Source organism: Embleya sp. NPDC050154, from assembly GCF_044460165.1.
In the GTDB taxonomy this organism is placed as follows: Bacteria; Actinomycetota; Actinomycetes; order Streptomycetales; family Streptomycetaceae; genus Embleya.
Genome location: NZ_JBITJP010000006.1, coordinates 300,796 through 315,151, shown reverse-complemented (window position 1 = coordinate 315,151; position 14,356 = coordinate 300,796). Strand labels below are relative to the sequence as shown.

13 protein-coding genes and 1 pseudogene are annotated in these 14,356 nt (G+C 71.0%); 5 read left to right on the top strand and 9 right to left on the bottom strand.

What is annotated here, in order from left to right; all coding sequences use genetic code 11:
• Positions 1 to 104 precede the first annotated feature (104 nt).
• A complete protein-coding gene (locus tag ACIBSV_RS16130) occupies positions 105 to 287 on the top strand; it encodes a hypothetical protein (protein ID WP_395863307.1) in 183 nt (60 codons plus the stop codon).
• Here ACIBSV_RS16130 and ACIBSV_RS16125 read toward each other — a convergent pair.
• Entirely contained in the window at positions 266 to 997 is a 732-nt protein-coding gene (locus ACIBSV_RS16125) for a GNAT family N-acetyltransferase (RefSeq protein ID WP_395863305.1), read from the bottom strand. The two genes, ACIBSV_RS16130 and ACIBSV_RS16125, sit on opposite strands and share 22 nt — an antisense overlap.
• A 187-nt stretch (positions 998 to 1,184) precedes the next feature.
• Between ACIBSV_RS16125 and ACIBSV_RS16120 the strand changes: the two genes are divergently transcribed.
• Entirely contained in the window at positions 1,185 to 2,747 is a 1,563-nt protein-coding gene (locus ACIBSV_RS16120; protein WP_395863303.1) for a molybdopterin-dependent oxidoreductase, read from the top strand.
• A 109-nt stretch (positions 2,748 to 2,856) separates the two neighbouring features.
• Here ACIBSV_RS16120 and ACIBSV_RS16115 read toward each other — a convergent pair whose 3' ends face one another.
• The gene (locus tag ACIBSV_RS16115) at positions 2,857 to 3,897 is read right to left on the bottom strand and encodes an LLM class flavin-dependent oxidoreductase (RefSeq protein WP_395863478.1); all 1,041 of its coding nucleotides are present in this window, start codon (positions 3,895 to 3,897) and stop codon (positions 2,857 to 2,859) included.
• A gap of 257 nt (positions 3,898 to 4,154) precedes the next feature.
• Between ACIBSV_RS16115 and ACIBSV_RS16110 the strand changes: the two genes are divergently transcribed.
• Positions 4,155 to 5,606, top strand: coding sequence for a catalase (locus tag ACIBSV_RS16110; protein ID WP_395863300.1), 1,452 nt, complete (start codon positions 4,155 to 4,157; stop codon positions 5,604 to 5,606).
• Between the two features lie 111 nt (positions 5,607 to 5,717).
• On the opposite strand, the gene ACIBSV_RS16105 is transcribed toward ACIBSV_RS16110, so the two are convergent.
• The 6 genes and pseudogenes from ACIBSV_RS16105 to ACIBSV_RS16080 form a co-directional block, all read right to left on the bottom strand.
• Positions 5,718 to 6,383 (bottom strand): RICIN domain-containing protein, encoded by a 666-nt coding sequence (locus tag ACIBSV_RS16105; RefSeq protein WP_395863298.1) that lies wholly within the window; start codon positions 6,381 to 6,383, stop codon positions 5,718 to 5,720.
• Between the two features lie 266 nt (positions 6,384 to 6,649).
• Positions 6,650 to 6,952: a co-chaperone GroES gene (locus ACIBSV_RS16100; RefSeq protein ID WP_052173837.1), complete on the bottom strand. Its 303-nt coding sequence runs from the start codon at positions 6,950 to 6,952 to the stop codon at positions 6,650 to 6,652.
• A gap of 218 nt (positions 6,953 to 7,170) precedes the next feature.
• Positions 7,171 to 7,656, bottom strand: a complete 486-nt coding sequence (locus tag ACIBSV_RS16095; protein ID WP_395863296.1) for a DUF3618 domain-containing protein — start codon at positions 7,654 to 7,656, stop codon at positions 7,171 to 7,173.
• 109 nt (positions 7,657 to 7,765) lie between these two features.
• Positions 7,766 to 8,527 carry an energy-coupling factor ABC transporter ATP-binding protein gene (locus tag ACIBSV_RS16090; RefSeq protein WP_395863294.1) on the bottom strand — a complete coding sequence of 254 codons (762 nt, stop codon included), beginning with the start codon at positions 8,525 to 8,527 and terminating at the stop codon, positions 7,766 to 7,768.
• Between the two features lie 55 nt (positions 8,528 to 8,582).
• Complete coding sequence (cbiQ, locus tag ACIBSV_RS16085; RefSeq protein WP_395863292.1) at positions 8,583 to 9,344, bottom strand: cobalt ECF transporter T component CbiQ; 762 nt, start codon at positions 9,342 to 9,344, stop codon at positions 8,583 to 8,585.
• 2 nt (positions 9,345 to 9,346) lie between these two features.
• A pseudogene (locus ACIBSV_RS16080) lies at positions 9,347 to 10,386 on the bottom strand (energy-coupling factor ABC transporter permease).
• Positions 10,387 to 10,626: 240 nt separating this feature from the next.
• On the opposite strand from ACIBSV_RS16080, the gene bcp reads away from it, so the two are divergent.
• A complete protein-coding gene (gene bcp / locus ACIBSV_RS16075; RefSeq protein ID WP_395863290.1) occupies positions 10,627 to 11,103 on the top strand; it encodes a thioredoxin-dependent thiol peroxidase in 477 nt (158 codons plus the stop codon).
• A gap of 134 nt (positions 11,104 to 11,237) precedes the next feature.
• The gene (proP, locus tag ACIBSV_RS16070; protein WP_395863288.1) at positions 11,238 to 12,653 is read left to right on the top strand and encodes a glycine betaine/L-proline transporter ProP; all 1,416 of its coding nucleotides are present in this window, start codon (positions 11,238 to 11,240) and stop codon (positions 12,651 to 12,653) included.
• Between the two features lie 15 nt (positions 12,654 to 12,668).
• On the opposite strand, the gene ACIBSV_RS16065 is transcribed toward proP, so the two are convergent.
• Positions 12,669 to 14,312, bottom strand: a complete 1,644-nt coding sequence (locus ACIBSV_RS16065) for an amidohydrolase (RefSeq protein ID WP_395863286.1) — start codon at positions 14,310 to 14,312, stop codon at positions 12,669 to 12,671.
• Positions 14,313 to 14,356: the final 44 nt, after the last annotated feature.

Below are 14,356 nucleotides of genomic sequence, written 5' to 3'. Positions count from 1 at the left end.
CGTCGTCCTGCTCGTCGTACTCGTCGTGCTCCTCGCCGTGACCCGGCTCTACCGCAAGGTGTCGCAGGGCCAGGCACAACAGGCTGGCCGAGCGGCTCCTGCCGGTGCTCGACGACGCCGAGGTCGACACACTCGTGGACGACCACTACACGGCGCAGGCACAGACGCTGACCACCGATGCCGAGGCCAACCTGCTCAAGCTGGCCGAACTGCGCGGCCTGCTCGGCCCGGCGGACCGGGAACGCTGGGCCGAGGTGAAGCGGGCCTACCGGGCGGGCCGGGCCTGAACCGGGGAGGACGCGAGGCTCGGCTCGGCGGCGGGTACCCCCGCCTCGGGTGCGATCGCCGGTTCCGGAATCCAGGCCGGGGTGAGCACGCCGTACAGCGTCCAGCCCAGGCGGGTGTACAACGCCCGGCCGGCAGGGGTGGCGACCAGCACCCCGGTGCGGGCGCCGCGCTCGGCGGCGGCGTCGCCGAGCGCGGTCATCAGCACGCTGCCCAGTCCTCGACGCCGGTGCGCCGGGTCGGTCCGGATCTGGTCGGCCACGGCTGTCTCCCCGGTGACCCCGATTCGCCCGCTCGCGGCGACCGCGCCGTCGCCGGCGAGCAACCGCACGAACACGACCGCGCCCACCGGCTCGACCTCGATCGTGTACCCGCTCGGCGGGAGCACCGCGGCCTGCCGCAGGGGCCCGGTCATCACGTACTCCGGATCGCCGATCGTCCACGCGGGCGTCAGTTCGGGGCCGATCCGCTCGGGCGGGCCGAAGCTCTTGATCCAGGTGCCGGGATCGGTCCGGGTCCGGGCCGTCTCGGCCACGTGCCCGACGTCGTGCAACACGTAGCGCACGCGGTGCTCGGGCAATCCGACGTCGAGCCGGAAGCCGCCCGCCGCCTCGACCGGCGCGGGTACCGATCGGGCCGCCGCCCAACCGGTGACCCAGGCCCGGATCAGTTCGGCGGTGGATATGGACCGCTCCCGGTCGATGGTGCTCACGGCTTCTCCCGACGGATCGGCGACTGGAACCCGGAAAGCGTATTGCAAGCGACTTGCAATAAGGCCGGCAGACTCCTGACGCTTCGTCATACAACGGTAAGCAGCGGATTCCCCCGTCCAGGACACGTGCGGGTCAGGATGGAGGAGCTGTTCCGCGAACCGATTTTCCCGAGCGTGAGGTGGCGTCGTGCGGCGTTCTGGATGGCCCGGTGCCGCGTTGGCGGGCGTGCTCTCGGCGGCCGTGGCGGTCGGCGTGGCCGAGGCGATCGCGGCGTTCGTGCGACCGGAGGCCACACCGTTCGTGACGATCAGCGGCGCGGTCACCGACCGGGCGCCGCAGGGGCCGCGCGAATGGGCGATCCGCACCTTCGGGACCGCGGACAAGGCGTTCCTGCTGACCGTGATCACCGTGCTGCTCGCGCTGTTCGCCGCCGGACTCGGTGCGCTCGCCGCCCGGCGGCTGCGCTACGGGATCGTCGGCGTGCTCGCGCTCGGTGCCTTCGTGGCCTGGACCGCCGTCGACCGCCCCTCGTACACACCCGCCGACCTGGCCCCGGTGCTGGTCGGCACGCTGTTCGGGATGCTCGCGCTGATCCTGTCGACCCGGCCCGACCTGGTCGACCGACGCCCGCTCGCCCGCCCGCTGCCGGGCGCGTCCGAGGACGACGTGCGCGAACCGGCCCCGGACACCTCGCGCCGTACGGTGATCCTGGTCGGCGCCGCCGCGGTCGCCGCGGTGACCGGGTTCGGCGGACGGATGCTCCAGCACGCCCGGTTCAACGCGGAGCGGTCCCGCGCGTCCGTCGCGGGGAACCTGCCTGCGCCGATCAGCGCGGCCGCGCCGGCCGGCCCCGGCCTGATCGAGCCCGGCCTGACCCCGTACCTGACCTCGAACGCCGACTTCTACCGGATCGACACCGCGTTCACCGTGCCGCAGCTTCGGGCCGAGGACTGGCAGTTGCGTATCCACGGCCTGGTGGACCGGGAAATCCGGCTGGACTACCCGCAGTTGCGGGCCCGCCTCGCGATCGAGCGGGACATCACGCTGGCCTGCGTGTCCAACGAGGTCGGCGGCGACCTGATCGGCAACGCCCGCTGGCTGGGCACCCCACTGGCCGACCTGCTGCGCGAGGCGGGAATCCGGCCCGGTGCCGATCAGATCGTCTCCAGATCGCCGGACGGCATGACGATCGGCACGCCGCTGCGCGAGGTGCTCGACGGGCGTGACGCGATGCTGGCGTACGCGATGAACGGCGAGCCGCTGCCGATCAAGCACGGCTTCCCGGTCCGGATGGTGGTTCCGGGACTGTACGGCTACGTGTCCGCGTGCAAGTGGATCGTGGACCTGGAGGTGACCCGGTTCGACGCGTTCAGCGCCTACTGGGTCAAGCTCGGCTGGGCCCGGCAGGCCCCGATCAAGACCCAGTCGCGGCTGGACACGCCCAGGGACGAGGGCACCGTGAACGCCGGCCGGGTTCCGGTCGCCGGCGTCGCGTGGGCGCAACACCGGGGCATCGCCGCGGTCGAGATCCAAGTCGACGAGGGCCCGTGGCAGCCCGCCGAGCTCGCGCCGCAGACCACCACCGACACCTGGCGCCAATACCGCTGGATGTGGGACGCGACGCCGGGCAGGCACGTACTGCGGGTGCGGGCCACGGACGGCACCGGCGCGGTACAGACCGCCAAGAACGCCGACGTGGTCCCCGACGGCGCGACCGGCTACCACCGGATCGGCGTCACGGTGCGGTGAACGGCGCGACTTCGGGCCGCCCGACGCGAACCACGCCGCGGCGGGCCGGGCCCTTCGGGGAAGGCCACCGATACCGGCCGGGTCGCCCCCACGACCCGGCCGGTGCCGCTCACTCCTCGATCAGTCCCCACGCCTTTGCGATCAGCTCGTACGAGCGGATCCGCGCGTCGTGGCCGTATACGTTGCTGATCACCATCAACTCGTCCACCTTGGTGCGCTCGCGCAGTTCGCGCATGCCGGCCCGCACCTCGGCCAGGTCGCCCGAGATGTGCTGGCGCCGGTAGTTCGCCACGAACTCCCGCTCGGCGGGCGTCCACGGGTAGGCCTCGGCCTCCTCCGGCGACGGCATCCGACCGGGGTTGCCGCCGCGCAGCCGCAACATCGACAACGCCTGGGACAACGCGAGCCGCTCGGCCTCCTCGTGCGTGTCGGCCGCGATCACCCCGGCCGCGATCATCGAGTACGGCTCCTTGAGCGACTCGGAGGGCTGGAACGACTCGCGGTACAACTCGAGCGCGGGCAGCGTGTGCTGCCCGCTGAAGTGATGCGCGAACGCGAACGGCAGGCCCAGGATCCCGGCCAACTGCGCGCTGTAGCCGCTGGACCCCAGCAGCCACACCGGTGCCTCGGCGGACGCGAACTCGCCTCCCGCCTCGATCCCGGACGCGGGACCGGGCACCGCGTGCATCCGCGCGTACGGGTGGTCCGCCGCGAACGACCCGGTGACGAACCCGATCAGCTCGCCGAGCGCCTGCGGGAACTCCTCGACCGACTCGGCCCCGCCGCCGCGCCGCAGCGCGCGCATGGTGACCTGATCGGTGCCCGGGGCCCGGCCGATGCCGATGTCGATCCGCCCGGGATGCAGCGCTTGGAGCGTGCCGAACTGCTCGGCGACCACGAGCGGCGCGTGGTTGGGCAACATCACGCCGCCCGAGCCCAGCCGCAGGGTCGAGGTGTGCGCGGCCAGGTGGGCGAGCAGCACCGGCGGCGACGAACTGGCGATGCCGGGCATGTTGTGGTGTTCCGCCACCCAGAACCGGTGGAATCCCCATCGCTCGGCCAGCTTCGCCAACTCGGTGCTCGTACGCAGCGCCTCGGTCGCCGAGTACCCGGTTCCCACCGGCGCCACGTCCAGTACCGACAACTTCACAGCGTCCACTCCGCGTCCCTCTTTCTCGCCCGTTTCCCGCCCACCCGATTGCGCTCCGGTGCTTTGAGTTGCAACCCGCGGGCACTGCGCGCTGTTCCAGGGCTCATGCGTGCAGACGATCACACGGGGCATAAAGGACAGTCGGAAAGATCATGGACTGGATGCCATACAGGTCTTGACCCATTCCAATTTCGGACCCAGGTTGGAATCGGCGCTCCAAGACCCGGCACGTGAACCACACGAAAGGGACACTGGCGATGACCGAACGCCCGACCACCACGACCGACGCGGGTATCGCGGCCCCGAGCGACGAGTTCTCGCTCTCCGTCGGACCCGACGGCCCGTTGCTGCTCCAGGACCACTACGTCATCCAGAAGATGGCGCAGTTCAACCGTGAGCGGGTGCCGGAGCGGGTGGTGCACGCGAAGGGGGGCGGCGCCCACGGGATCTTCCAGGTCACCCGGGACGTCAGCCAATTCACCAAGGCGGACCTGTTCCAGCCCGGTCGCGAGACGCCGATGTTCATCCGCTTCTCGACGGTCGCCGGTGAGCTCGGGTTCCCCGACACCGTGCGCGACCCGCGCGGCTTCGCGATCAAGTTCTACACCCGGCACGGGAACTACGACCTGGTCGGCAACAACACGCCGATCTTCTTCATCCGGGATCCGAGCAAGTTCTCCGACTTCATCCACTCGCAGAAGCGCCGGTCGGACACCCACCTGCACGACCACAACATGCAGTGGGACTTCTGGACGCTCTCGCCGGAGTCCGCGCACCAGGTCACCTTCCTGATGTCCGACCGGGGCACCCCAAGGACGTGGCGCAACATGCACGGCTTCGGCAGCCACACCTTCATGTGGGTCAACGCCGGCGGCGAGAAGTTCTGGATCAAGTACCACTTCCTGACCGACCAGGGCATCGAGAACTTCACCGACGCCGAGGCCGCCGCGCAGGCCGGCGAGGACCGCGACTTCCACATCCGCGACCTGCGCGACGCGATCACCGGCGGCGACCACCCGTCCTGGACGCTGCACGTACAGGTGATGCCGTTCGAGGACGCCGCGAACTACCGGTTCAACCCGTTCGACCTGACCAAGGTGTGGCCGCACGGCGACTACCCGCTGATCGAGGTCGGCCGGATGACCTTGAACCGCAACCCCTCGGACTACTTCGCCGAGGTCGAGCAGGCCTCGTTCGAACCGGCCAACCTGGTGCCCGGGATCGGCGCGAGCCCGGACAAGATGCTCCAGGGCCGGTTGTTCAGCTACCCGGACACGCACCGCTACCGGATCGGCCCGAACTACCTCCAGCTGCCGATCAACCGCCCGATCGTGCCGGTCCACTCGTACAACAAGGACGGCGCGATGCGGTTCGAGAACTACGGCGACCCGGTGTACGCGCCGAACAGCTACGGCGGCCCGGTGGCGAATCCGGAGTTGTACACGGACGAGAACTACGCGGTCACCGGCGAGATCATGCGCTCCGCCTACAGGTCGCATGCCGAGGACGACGACTTCGGTCAGCCCGGCACGCTGTGGCGCCACGTGATGTCCGAGACCGACCGGGAGCACCTGGTCGCCAACATCGTCGGGCACATGAAGAGCGATGGGCCGGTGAGCGCCGAGGTGCTGCCCCGGGTGATCGATTACTGGACGAAGGTCGACGCCGACCTGGGCGCGCGTGTATCGAAGGGGTTCAACGGCGGCTGACGCCGTTGGGGCCGGGCGAACCACCCAGGGGCCGCCCGGCGCGGGCGGTCCCTCGGCATGTTCGATCGCCGGCGCGGCTCGGCCGATTCCGGCCTGCCGTCCGGCGCCCGGTCACGCGGCGCCGGCCTGCCAGACCGCTCCCGAGCCGGCCGGCACCAGGGCCAGACTCTGTTGGCCCTTGACCTGGTCGGCCAGCCCCAGCGCGGAGCCGTTGCGGGCGAGCAGCACCACCCCGGAGCCACTGGTCTGCGGCTTCCACAACTGGGTGTCGCCGCGGCCGCAGTCGTCCTGATAGGCCCGGGCCCCTCGACCGTCCGCCACCTCCAGGCACTTGTGCGAGTCCGCCGACTGCAACCGGACGAAACCGCCGCCGGCGTCGCGCACCACCCATTGCTGGTTCGCCTTGCCCGGCCCCGCCGGGTACACGATCACCGGTGCGCGATCCCGGTCGCTGCCGCCGCTCACGTCCATCGCCCGGCCGTCCGCCAGGGTCAGCACGTAGCGCTTGCCCGAGGCCAGGACCGGCTTGGCGGACGCACTCTTGGACGGCGATGGTGACGCCGAGGTCGGCGCGGCGGTGGTCGGCGGCGCCGTGGTTATCTGCGCCGCGACCGCGACGGGCGGGCTCGGGGAGGAGCCGCTCGGGCCGGGGGTGGTCGCCGACGCGCCGGCGGCCTTGCCGTCGCCGCCGCCGAACACCCCGACCAGGCCGCCGCCCAGGAAACCCATCAGCGCGACCGCGCACAGCGCCGCTATCCAGATCCGACGTCGCGGCATCTGTCCCTCTCCTCATGGCCGGCTCTTCGTGCGGATCGGGTCATCCTGGCAGAAGAGTTCATACCAAGGGGTGAGTCGCTCGGTGCGAGTGGGTGCGTTCCGGGCGTGCGAAAGCGCCGCCGGAGGACGAAACCGCCGGGTGGCGAGTCGGCTCACCACCCGGCGGTACGGCTGTTCGGAGATCTCTCGGCGGTCATGCGGCGGTGCTCTCGTGGCGCCCGTGCGGTGGTCGTTCCCAGGGCTGGGGCGGGGTACCGGGCCTTGTTCTAGAGGTAGAGGCCGGTGGCCTCGCCCGAGACCTCGATGCGCTCGGCGGCGACCGCGTGCAGATCGCGTTCGCGGAGCAGGACGTACGGGACGCCGCGCACCTCGACCTCGGCGCGCTCCTCGGGGTCGTACAGGACACGATCGCCCGGTTCGACGGTGCGGACGTTCTGGCCGACCGCGACCACCTCGGCCCACGCCAGCCGCTTGCCGACCTGTGCGGTCGCGGGGATCAGGATGCCGCCGCCGGAGCGGCGCTCACCCTCCGCCGCGTCCTGGCGGACCAGGACACGGTCGTGCAGCATGCGGATGGGCAGCTTCTCGCCGAGATGGTGGGCGGTGTTGCTCGAAGACTGGGACCTGTCGGAACTCACGCTTCGACAAGCTACCCGTCCGACGCCGAACGTGCGTCACCGGGAGGTGTGGTGTTCCGATCCGTTCGGCGTCGATTCGGCCTCGGCCGGGCCCGGGTCCGGTCCCGGACCGGACCCGGCGGACGTGCCCGGGGTCGACGCGGCCGGGCTCAGCGCTTCTTCTTGCCCTTGCCGGGCTTGACGTTCTTGTCCGCCTTGCCCCGGCTCTTCACCAGGACGACCAGCAGGAGCAGCCCCGCCACCCCACCCGCGAGCGGCACGATGCGCTCCTTGCGCGGCGCGCCCGTGTCGCTGTCGATGAACTGGGCCCGCACCTTGTCCTTCGCGCGCGCCGCGACGTTGGCCGGCTTCACCCGGTCGACGATCTCGTCCAGCGTCACCGCCAGGCTGGCCCGGGCCGCCTCGATGTCCCGCTCGATCTGCTGCGGCGAGCGCCGGTCCGGCTGGTCGCCGCCGGTGTGCTTGTCGGCGGCCTTCCCGTCCTTGTGCTCGGCGTTCGAAACGTCAGCCTTGTGCGCACCGTTCACCGACTCCACCCGACTCCGCTCAGCGTGTGCCGTCACCGGACGGCCCAACGCCGCCCGGCCTTCCCGCTCCAACTCCGCCGGAGACAGTTCCCGCCCGTGGTCGCTCACAACCCGTCCTCTCCGGCCCCTGCGCTCGTGTGTTCCCCAAGTCTGTCAGGTACATCCCCGCACCCGTGTCAACCGGGTGTCGTGGCGCCGGCGGGCGGCCCGGGAGCGGTCAGGCCGGGACCGACGACGGGTCGAACCCGTACGGCAGTTCCAGTCGGTGGGCGGCCATCAGGTCGCGATCCAGGAGCAGCTCGCGGGTGCCGCCGTCGGCGACCACGACGCCGCCCGCCAGCACCGTCGCGCGCGGACACAGTTCCAACGCGTAGGGCAGGTCGTGGGTCACCATCAGTACGGTGACATCGAGCGAACGGAGTACCTCGGCCAGTTCGCGCCGGCTCGCCGGGTCCAGGTTCGAGGACGGCTCGTCCAGGACCAGGATCTCCGGCTCCATCGCGAGCACCGTGGCCACCGCGACCCGGCGGCGCTGGCCGTAGCTGAGGTGGTGCGGCGGCCGATCGGCGAAGCCGGCCATGCCCACCCGGGCCAGCGCGTCCTGTACGCGCTCCTCCAGCGCGGCGCCGCGCAGGCCCAGGTTGGCCGGGCCGAACGCGACGTCCTCGCGGACGGTGGGCATGAAGAGCTGGTCGTCCGGGTCCTGGAAGACGATGCCGACCCGGCGGCGGATCTCGCGCAGGTGCTCCTTCGCCACCGGCAGACCGGCCACCTCGACGGTGCCGGCCCCGGCGGTCAGGATGCCGTTGAGGTGCAGCACCAGGGTGGTCTTGCCGGCGCCGTTGGGGCCCAGCAGCGCGACCCGTTCGCCGCGCGCGATGGTCAGGTCGACGCCGTACAGCGCCTGGTGGCCGTCGGGGTAGGCGTAGGCGAGGCCGCGGACGACCAGCGAGGGGGCGGTGGCCGGGGTGTCACTCACCTGGGGACTCCGTTCATCGGGTCGGCGCCGTCGGTCGGCACATCGGGTCGGCGCCTCACAGGGTCAGCGCCGCCGCCCACACCGCGAGCGCCGCCGCCGGCAGTGCCGCGGCGGCGGCCCACTGGGCGCGGGTGGCCCGGGTGTCCAGGAGCACCGGCATGGTCCCGGTGTAACCCCGGCTGAGCATCGCCAGGTGCACCCGTTCGCCGCGCTCGTAGGAGCGGATGAACAGCGCGCCGGCGGACTTGGCCACCACCGGGGTCTGGCGCAGGTCGCGCGCGAGGAAGCCGCGCGATTCGCGGGCGATCCGCATCCGGCCCATCTCGGCGGTGATCACCGCGCCGTAGCGCAGCATGAACGACATGATCTGGATCAGCAGCGGCGGCATCCGCAACTTCTGCAGGCCCAGGAGCAGGGCGCGCAGTTCGGTGGTGGCCGCGAGCAACACGCCCGCGACCACCCCCAGGGTGCCCTTGGCCATGATGTTCCAGGCGCCGAGCAGGCCGTCCCGGCTGAGCGACAGGCCCAGCACCTCGACGTGCGGCCCGTTCGCGACGAACGGCAACAGTACGGCGAAGCCCACGAACGGCAGCTCGACCAGCAGGCGACGCAGCAGGAATCCGGCGGGCACCCGGGCGAGCGCGGCGACCGCGGCGAGCAGCACGGCGTACCCGGCGAAAGCCCAGTAGGCATCCCGGGGTGTGGACACCGTGGCCACCACGAAACCGACCAGCGCGAGGAGCTTGCAGTGCGGCGGCAGCCGGTGGATCGGCGAGTCGCCGGGTCGGTGGAGCCGATGTCCGTGTCCCGCCGCCATGGTCAGGCCCCGGAACCGGCGGCGGAGTCGGCCGTGCGCGCGGTCGCCGGGTCGGTGCCGGTGGAGCGCTTGCGGACCAACCAGAACACGCCGGTGCCCACCAGCAGCGTGGCGCCGACGCCGATCACGCCGGCCAGGCCGCCGGAGAGCCGCTCGTTGTGCACCCCCTTGACGCTGTAGTCGGCCAGTGGGCCGTCCTTGAACTGGTGGTCCCGCTCCTTGGTGTCGATGCCCTTGTCGGCGGACACCTTCTCCAGGCCGTCCGGGCTCTGGCTCGCGTAGTAGCTGACGAAGCCGGCCAGCACCAGGGCGAGCAGGACGCCCGCGATCAGCAACGTGCGGGTACGGACGCGGGTCATCGGGGTCCCCCTGCCGAGCGCAGTTCGAGCGGGCGCGCGAGGCCGCGCGCGCCGTGGACGAGGTCGGGTCGCACCGCGAGCACGCTGGAGACGGTGGCCGCGGTGATGATCGCCTCGCCGATGCCGATCAGGACGTGCACGCCGATCATCGCGCCGGCCACCTTGCCGATCGACACGTCGGTGGTCCCGCCGATCGCGTAGAACGCGGTGAACACGCAGGCGGCGGCCGGTACCGACACCAGCGCGCCGACGAACGCGGCCACGGGTACGGACGAGTGCCGCGCGGGCAGCAGGCCCAGCGCCAGGCGGAAGAGCCCGTAGCCGACCACGACGGTCACGATGCCCATGATGGTGATGTTCAGGCCGAGCGCGGTCAGGCCACCGTCGGCGAAGAACAGACCCTGCATCAGCAGCACCACCGCCACGCACAACATGCCGGTGTACGGGCCGACCAGGATCGCGGCCAGGGTGCCGCCGAGCAGGTGGCCGCTGGTCCCGCCGGCGACCGGAAAGTTGAGCATCTGGACGGCGAAGACGAAGGCCGCGACCAGGCCGGCCAGTGGCGCGGTGCGTTCGTCCAGCTCGCGACGTGCGCCACGCAGGCCGACGGCGATCCCGGCGACCGCGACGACGCCCGCTCCCGCGGATACGGGGCCGTCGATGAACCCGTTGGGTATGTGCATGTGGCCCTCCCGAAATGCCGGATTCGGCTGTGGGATTTTATGGCCTTCGGCCGCAACTGCAAAAGCCTCGCAATTGGGTGATGGTGGCAACAGAGGAGCGCGCGCATGCTTCTTTGCCTCGCGTTGACGGATGACGCGCCGGTGGGACGCGCGTGCGCGCCGAGCGGCTCCGGGCCCGGACGGGTCCGACCGCAGCGCTAGCGTTGCGGCGTACGTGCCGAGCGATCCGAGGAGTTCTTCGTGAGCGACCGTCTTCAGGCGGGCGACACCGCCCCCGCCTTCACCCTGTCCGACGCCGACGGCAAGGACGTCTCGCTGTCCGACTACGCGGGCCGCAAGGTCATCGTGTACTTCTACCCGGCCGCGCTGACCCCGGGCTGCACCAAGCAGGCGTGCGACTTCACCGACAACCTGGACCTGCTCGCGGGCGCGGGCTACGACGTGGTCGGCATCTCGCCGGACAAGCCGGAGAAGCTCGGCAAGTTCCGGGAGAAGGAGAACCTCACGGTGACGCTGGTCGCCGACCCGGACAAGAGCACGCTGGAGGCGTACGGCGCCTTCGGCGAGAAGACCATGTACGGCAAGACGGTCAAGGGCGTGATCCGCTCGACGTTCGTGGTGGACGAGAACGGCAAGGTGGAGCGGGCGCTGTACAACGTCCGCGCGACCGGCCACGTGGCCAAGCTGATCAAGGACCTCAAGCTCGACGCGGCCTGAGGGCACACTCCGCTCCGCTCGGGGGTCCACAAGCCCCGATTCGCCCGATCTTCGGGTGGATCGGGGCTTTTTGCGTGGAAGCCTGTGTCGTGCCCCCTTTCGCGTGACCACCTGCCCCAACCTGGAGCGCGGGGGTGGTTCCAGGACGAGGGAGACAGGTGCGCGAGGAAGACATCACGGTCGTCGACGCCAAGACCGTGGACACCGCGGTCAAGGCGACCATGCTCGGCAATGCCATGGAGTGGTACGACTTCGGCATCTACGCCTACATGGCGGTCACGATCGGAAAGGTGTTCTTCCCTTCGGGGAACGACACCGCGCAGACGTTGTCCTCGTTCGCGACCTTCGCCGCGGCCTTCCTGGTCCGGCCGCTCGGCGGCTTCTTCTTCGGGCCGCTCGGCGACCGGATCGGGCGCAAGAAGGTGCTCGCGATCACGATGCTGATGATGGCGAGCGGCACGTTGTGCATCGGCCTGATCCCCAGCTACGGCACGATCGGCTTCGTCGCGCCGATCCTGCTGGTCCTGTTCCGGATGCTCCAGGGATTCTCGGCGGGCGGCGAGTACGGCGGCGCGAGTACGTTCATCGCCGAGTACGCGCCGGACAAGCGGCGCGGGTTCTACGGCAGCTTCCTGGAGTTCGGCACGCTGATCGGCTACATCCTGGCGGCGAGCCTGGTCACCCTGCTGACGGCGGTGCTCAGCGACCACGAGATGCGCACGTGGGGGTGGCGCATCCCGTTTCTGGTGGCGGGCCCGATCGGGGTGATCGGGCTGTACCTGCGGCTGCGGCTGGAGGAGTCGCCGGCGTTCGCGAAGGTGATGGAGCAGTCGGCCGCGACCGAGGCGGAAGCGGAGGGGGGCGAGCACGGGAACGAGACGGTGCGCGAGTTCAAGCGGATCTTCCTCGGGCAACGGCGGGCGATGGTCATCTGTATCGCGCTGGTCGCGGCGTACAACATCAACGACTACATGCTGCTGTCGTACATGCCGACCTATCTCTCCGACACCCTCGGCTACAACGAGACGCACGGCCTGCTGCAGATCGTCGTGGTGATGATCGTGCTGCTCGCGGTGATCCACCCGCTGGGCGGGCTGACCGACCGGATCGGCCGCAAGCCGGTGATCATCGCCGGGTGCGTGGGCTTCATGGTGCTGCCGATCCCGTGCTTCGTGCTGATCAAGCAGGGCGACCTGGTACCGATCTTCATCGGCCTGCTCATCCTGGGCCTGGTCCTGGTCTGCTTCCTGGCCACCATGTCCGCCGCGTTGCCCGCCCTGTTCCCGACCGAGATCCGCTCCGGGGCGCTGTCCGTCTCGTTCAACATCTCGGTCTCGCTGTTCGGCGGCACCACCCCGTTCGTGGCCGAGGCGCTGGTCGACGGGACGGGCAACGACTACATGCCGGCCTTCTACATGATGCTCGCGGCGGCCGTCGGCCTGGCCGCCGCGCTCACGATGGCCGAGACGGCCCGCAAGCCGCTGATGGGTTCGCCACCGGCGGTGGAGACGGTCGAGGAGGCCCGGGAACTGGTCGCCGCGCAGCGGTGATCCCGACCGACGACGCTATGCGGTGTGCACGACCTCACCGCCGACCGCGACGATCTCGCAGACCGTGCCGGGGATGTCGGCCGGCGCGATGCCCATGATGTCGCGGGAGAGCACGACGAAGTCGGCGAGCTTGCCGACGGTGAGCGAACCGCGCTCATGCTCCAAAAAGTTCGCGTACGCCGAGCCCATCGTGTAGCCGTGCACGGTGGTCTCGATGTCGAGCGTCTCGGTCGGGATCCAGGACGGGCCGCCGGCCAGCGGTGCCCGGGTGAGCGCGGTGTACACGCCGACCATCGGGTCCATCTCGGCCACGTTCCAGTCGCTGGACAGCGCCAGCACGGCGCCCGCGGCATGCAGGCTCCGCATCGGCCACGCCTTGTGCCAGCGCTCCTCGCCGACGTTCTCGGCCCAGTCCTGACCGGGCCCGGCGATCTCCGGCGCACAGTGCCGCGGCTGCATGCACGCGACCACGCCCAGTTCGGCGAAGCGCGACACGTCCGCCGGGTCCAGGCACTCCACGTGCACGACCTGGTGGCGCGCGTCGCGTGCGCCGTTGACCGTACGGGCGTGCTCGACCGCGTCCAGGACGGTGCGGATGCCCCGGTCGCCGGTGGCGTGCACGAAACACTGGAAGCCCCGGCCGTCCAACTCGGCGAGCAGGCCGGCGAACTCCTCGGCCGGGTAGAACGTCTCGCCCCGGTGGTGCGCGCAGCCGCGGTACGGCTCCAGGAGCGCGGCCGTGCGCGGCTCGACCACGTCGTCGATGTACAGCTTGAGCGGGCCCACCCGCAGCCGGTCGTCGTTGTGCGCCCGGGCCGCCTCGGCGAACTCGTCCAGGTCCGCGGCGGTGGTGCCGCGCGGGTGGAACAGCGCCGCCACGATGCGCGAGCGCAGTCGGCCCTCGTGCCGGGCGCGGGTGTACAGCGCGAGGTCGTCGAGCGAGTTCTGCGGCTCGACCACGGTGGTGATGCCGAACCGGATCGCGTCGTCCAGGCTCTTGGCCAGTCGGCCGTACTGCCGGTCCGCCGAGGCCCACGGCAGGCCCAGCTCGCGCAGTGCCCGGTGCCCCTCGCGGGAAAGCCCGCGGATCGCGAAGTCCTTGACGAAGCCGGTCGGCTCGCCCGTCTCCGGGTCCTTGTCCACCCGACCGAACGGCAGCACGTCGCTGTCCCGGGTGATCCCCAGGCGCTTGATCGCCGCGCTGTTCAGCCACGCGGTGTGCACGTCGTAGCTGAGCACGAACGCGGGCACGTCGCCGGTGACCGGGTCCAGGTCGCTCGCGCGCGGCATCCGCCCGTCGGGGATCGCCGAGTAGTCGAACGCCTCGGCCTCGATCCACTCGGCGTCCGGGTTGGCCGCCAGCCACGCACCGATCCGCTCGTGGATGCCGGCGAGCGTGCGCACGCCGGCGAGTTGCACGCACGCGTCGTCCGAGCCGAGCCGGACGTGGTTGTGCGCGTCGATGAAGCCGGGCAGCACCCGCCGCCCGGCGCCGTCGAGCACGGTGGTGTCCGGGCCGATCCAGGCCGCCGCGTCGGCGTCCGCACCCACCCAGGCGATCCGGCCGGCGCGGACGGCGAGCGCCTCGGCTTCGGGCAGGTCGGGGTCGACGGTGTGGATGCGGGCGTTGCGCAGGACCAGATCGGCGGTGTGGGACACGGTGACTCCAGGGTGGTGCGGAAACGTGGTGCGGGGTGGGTCTT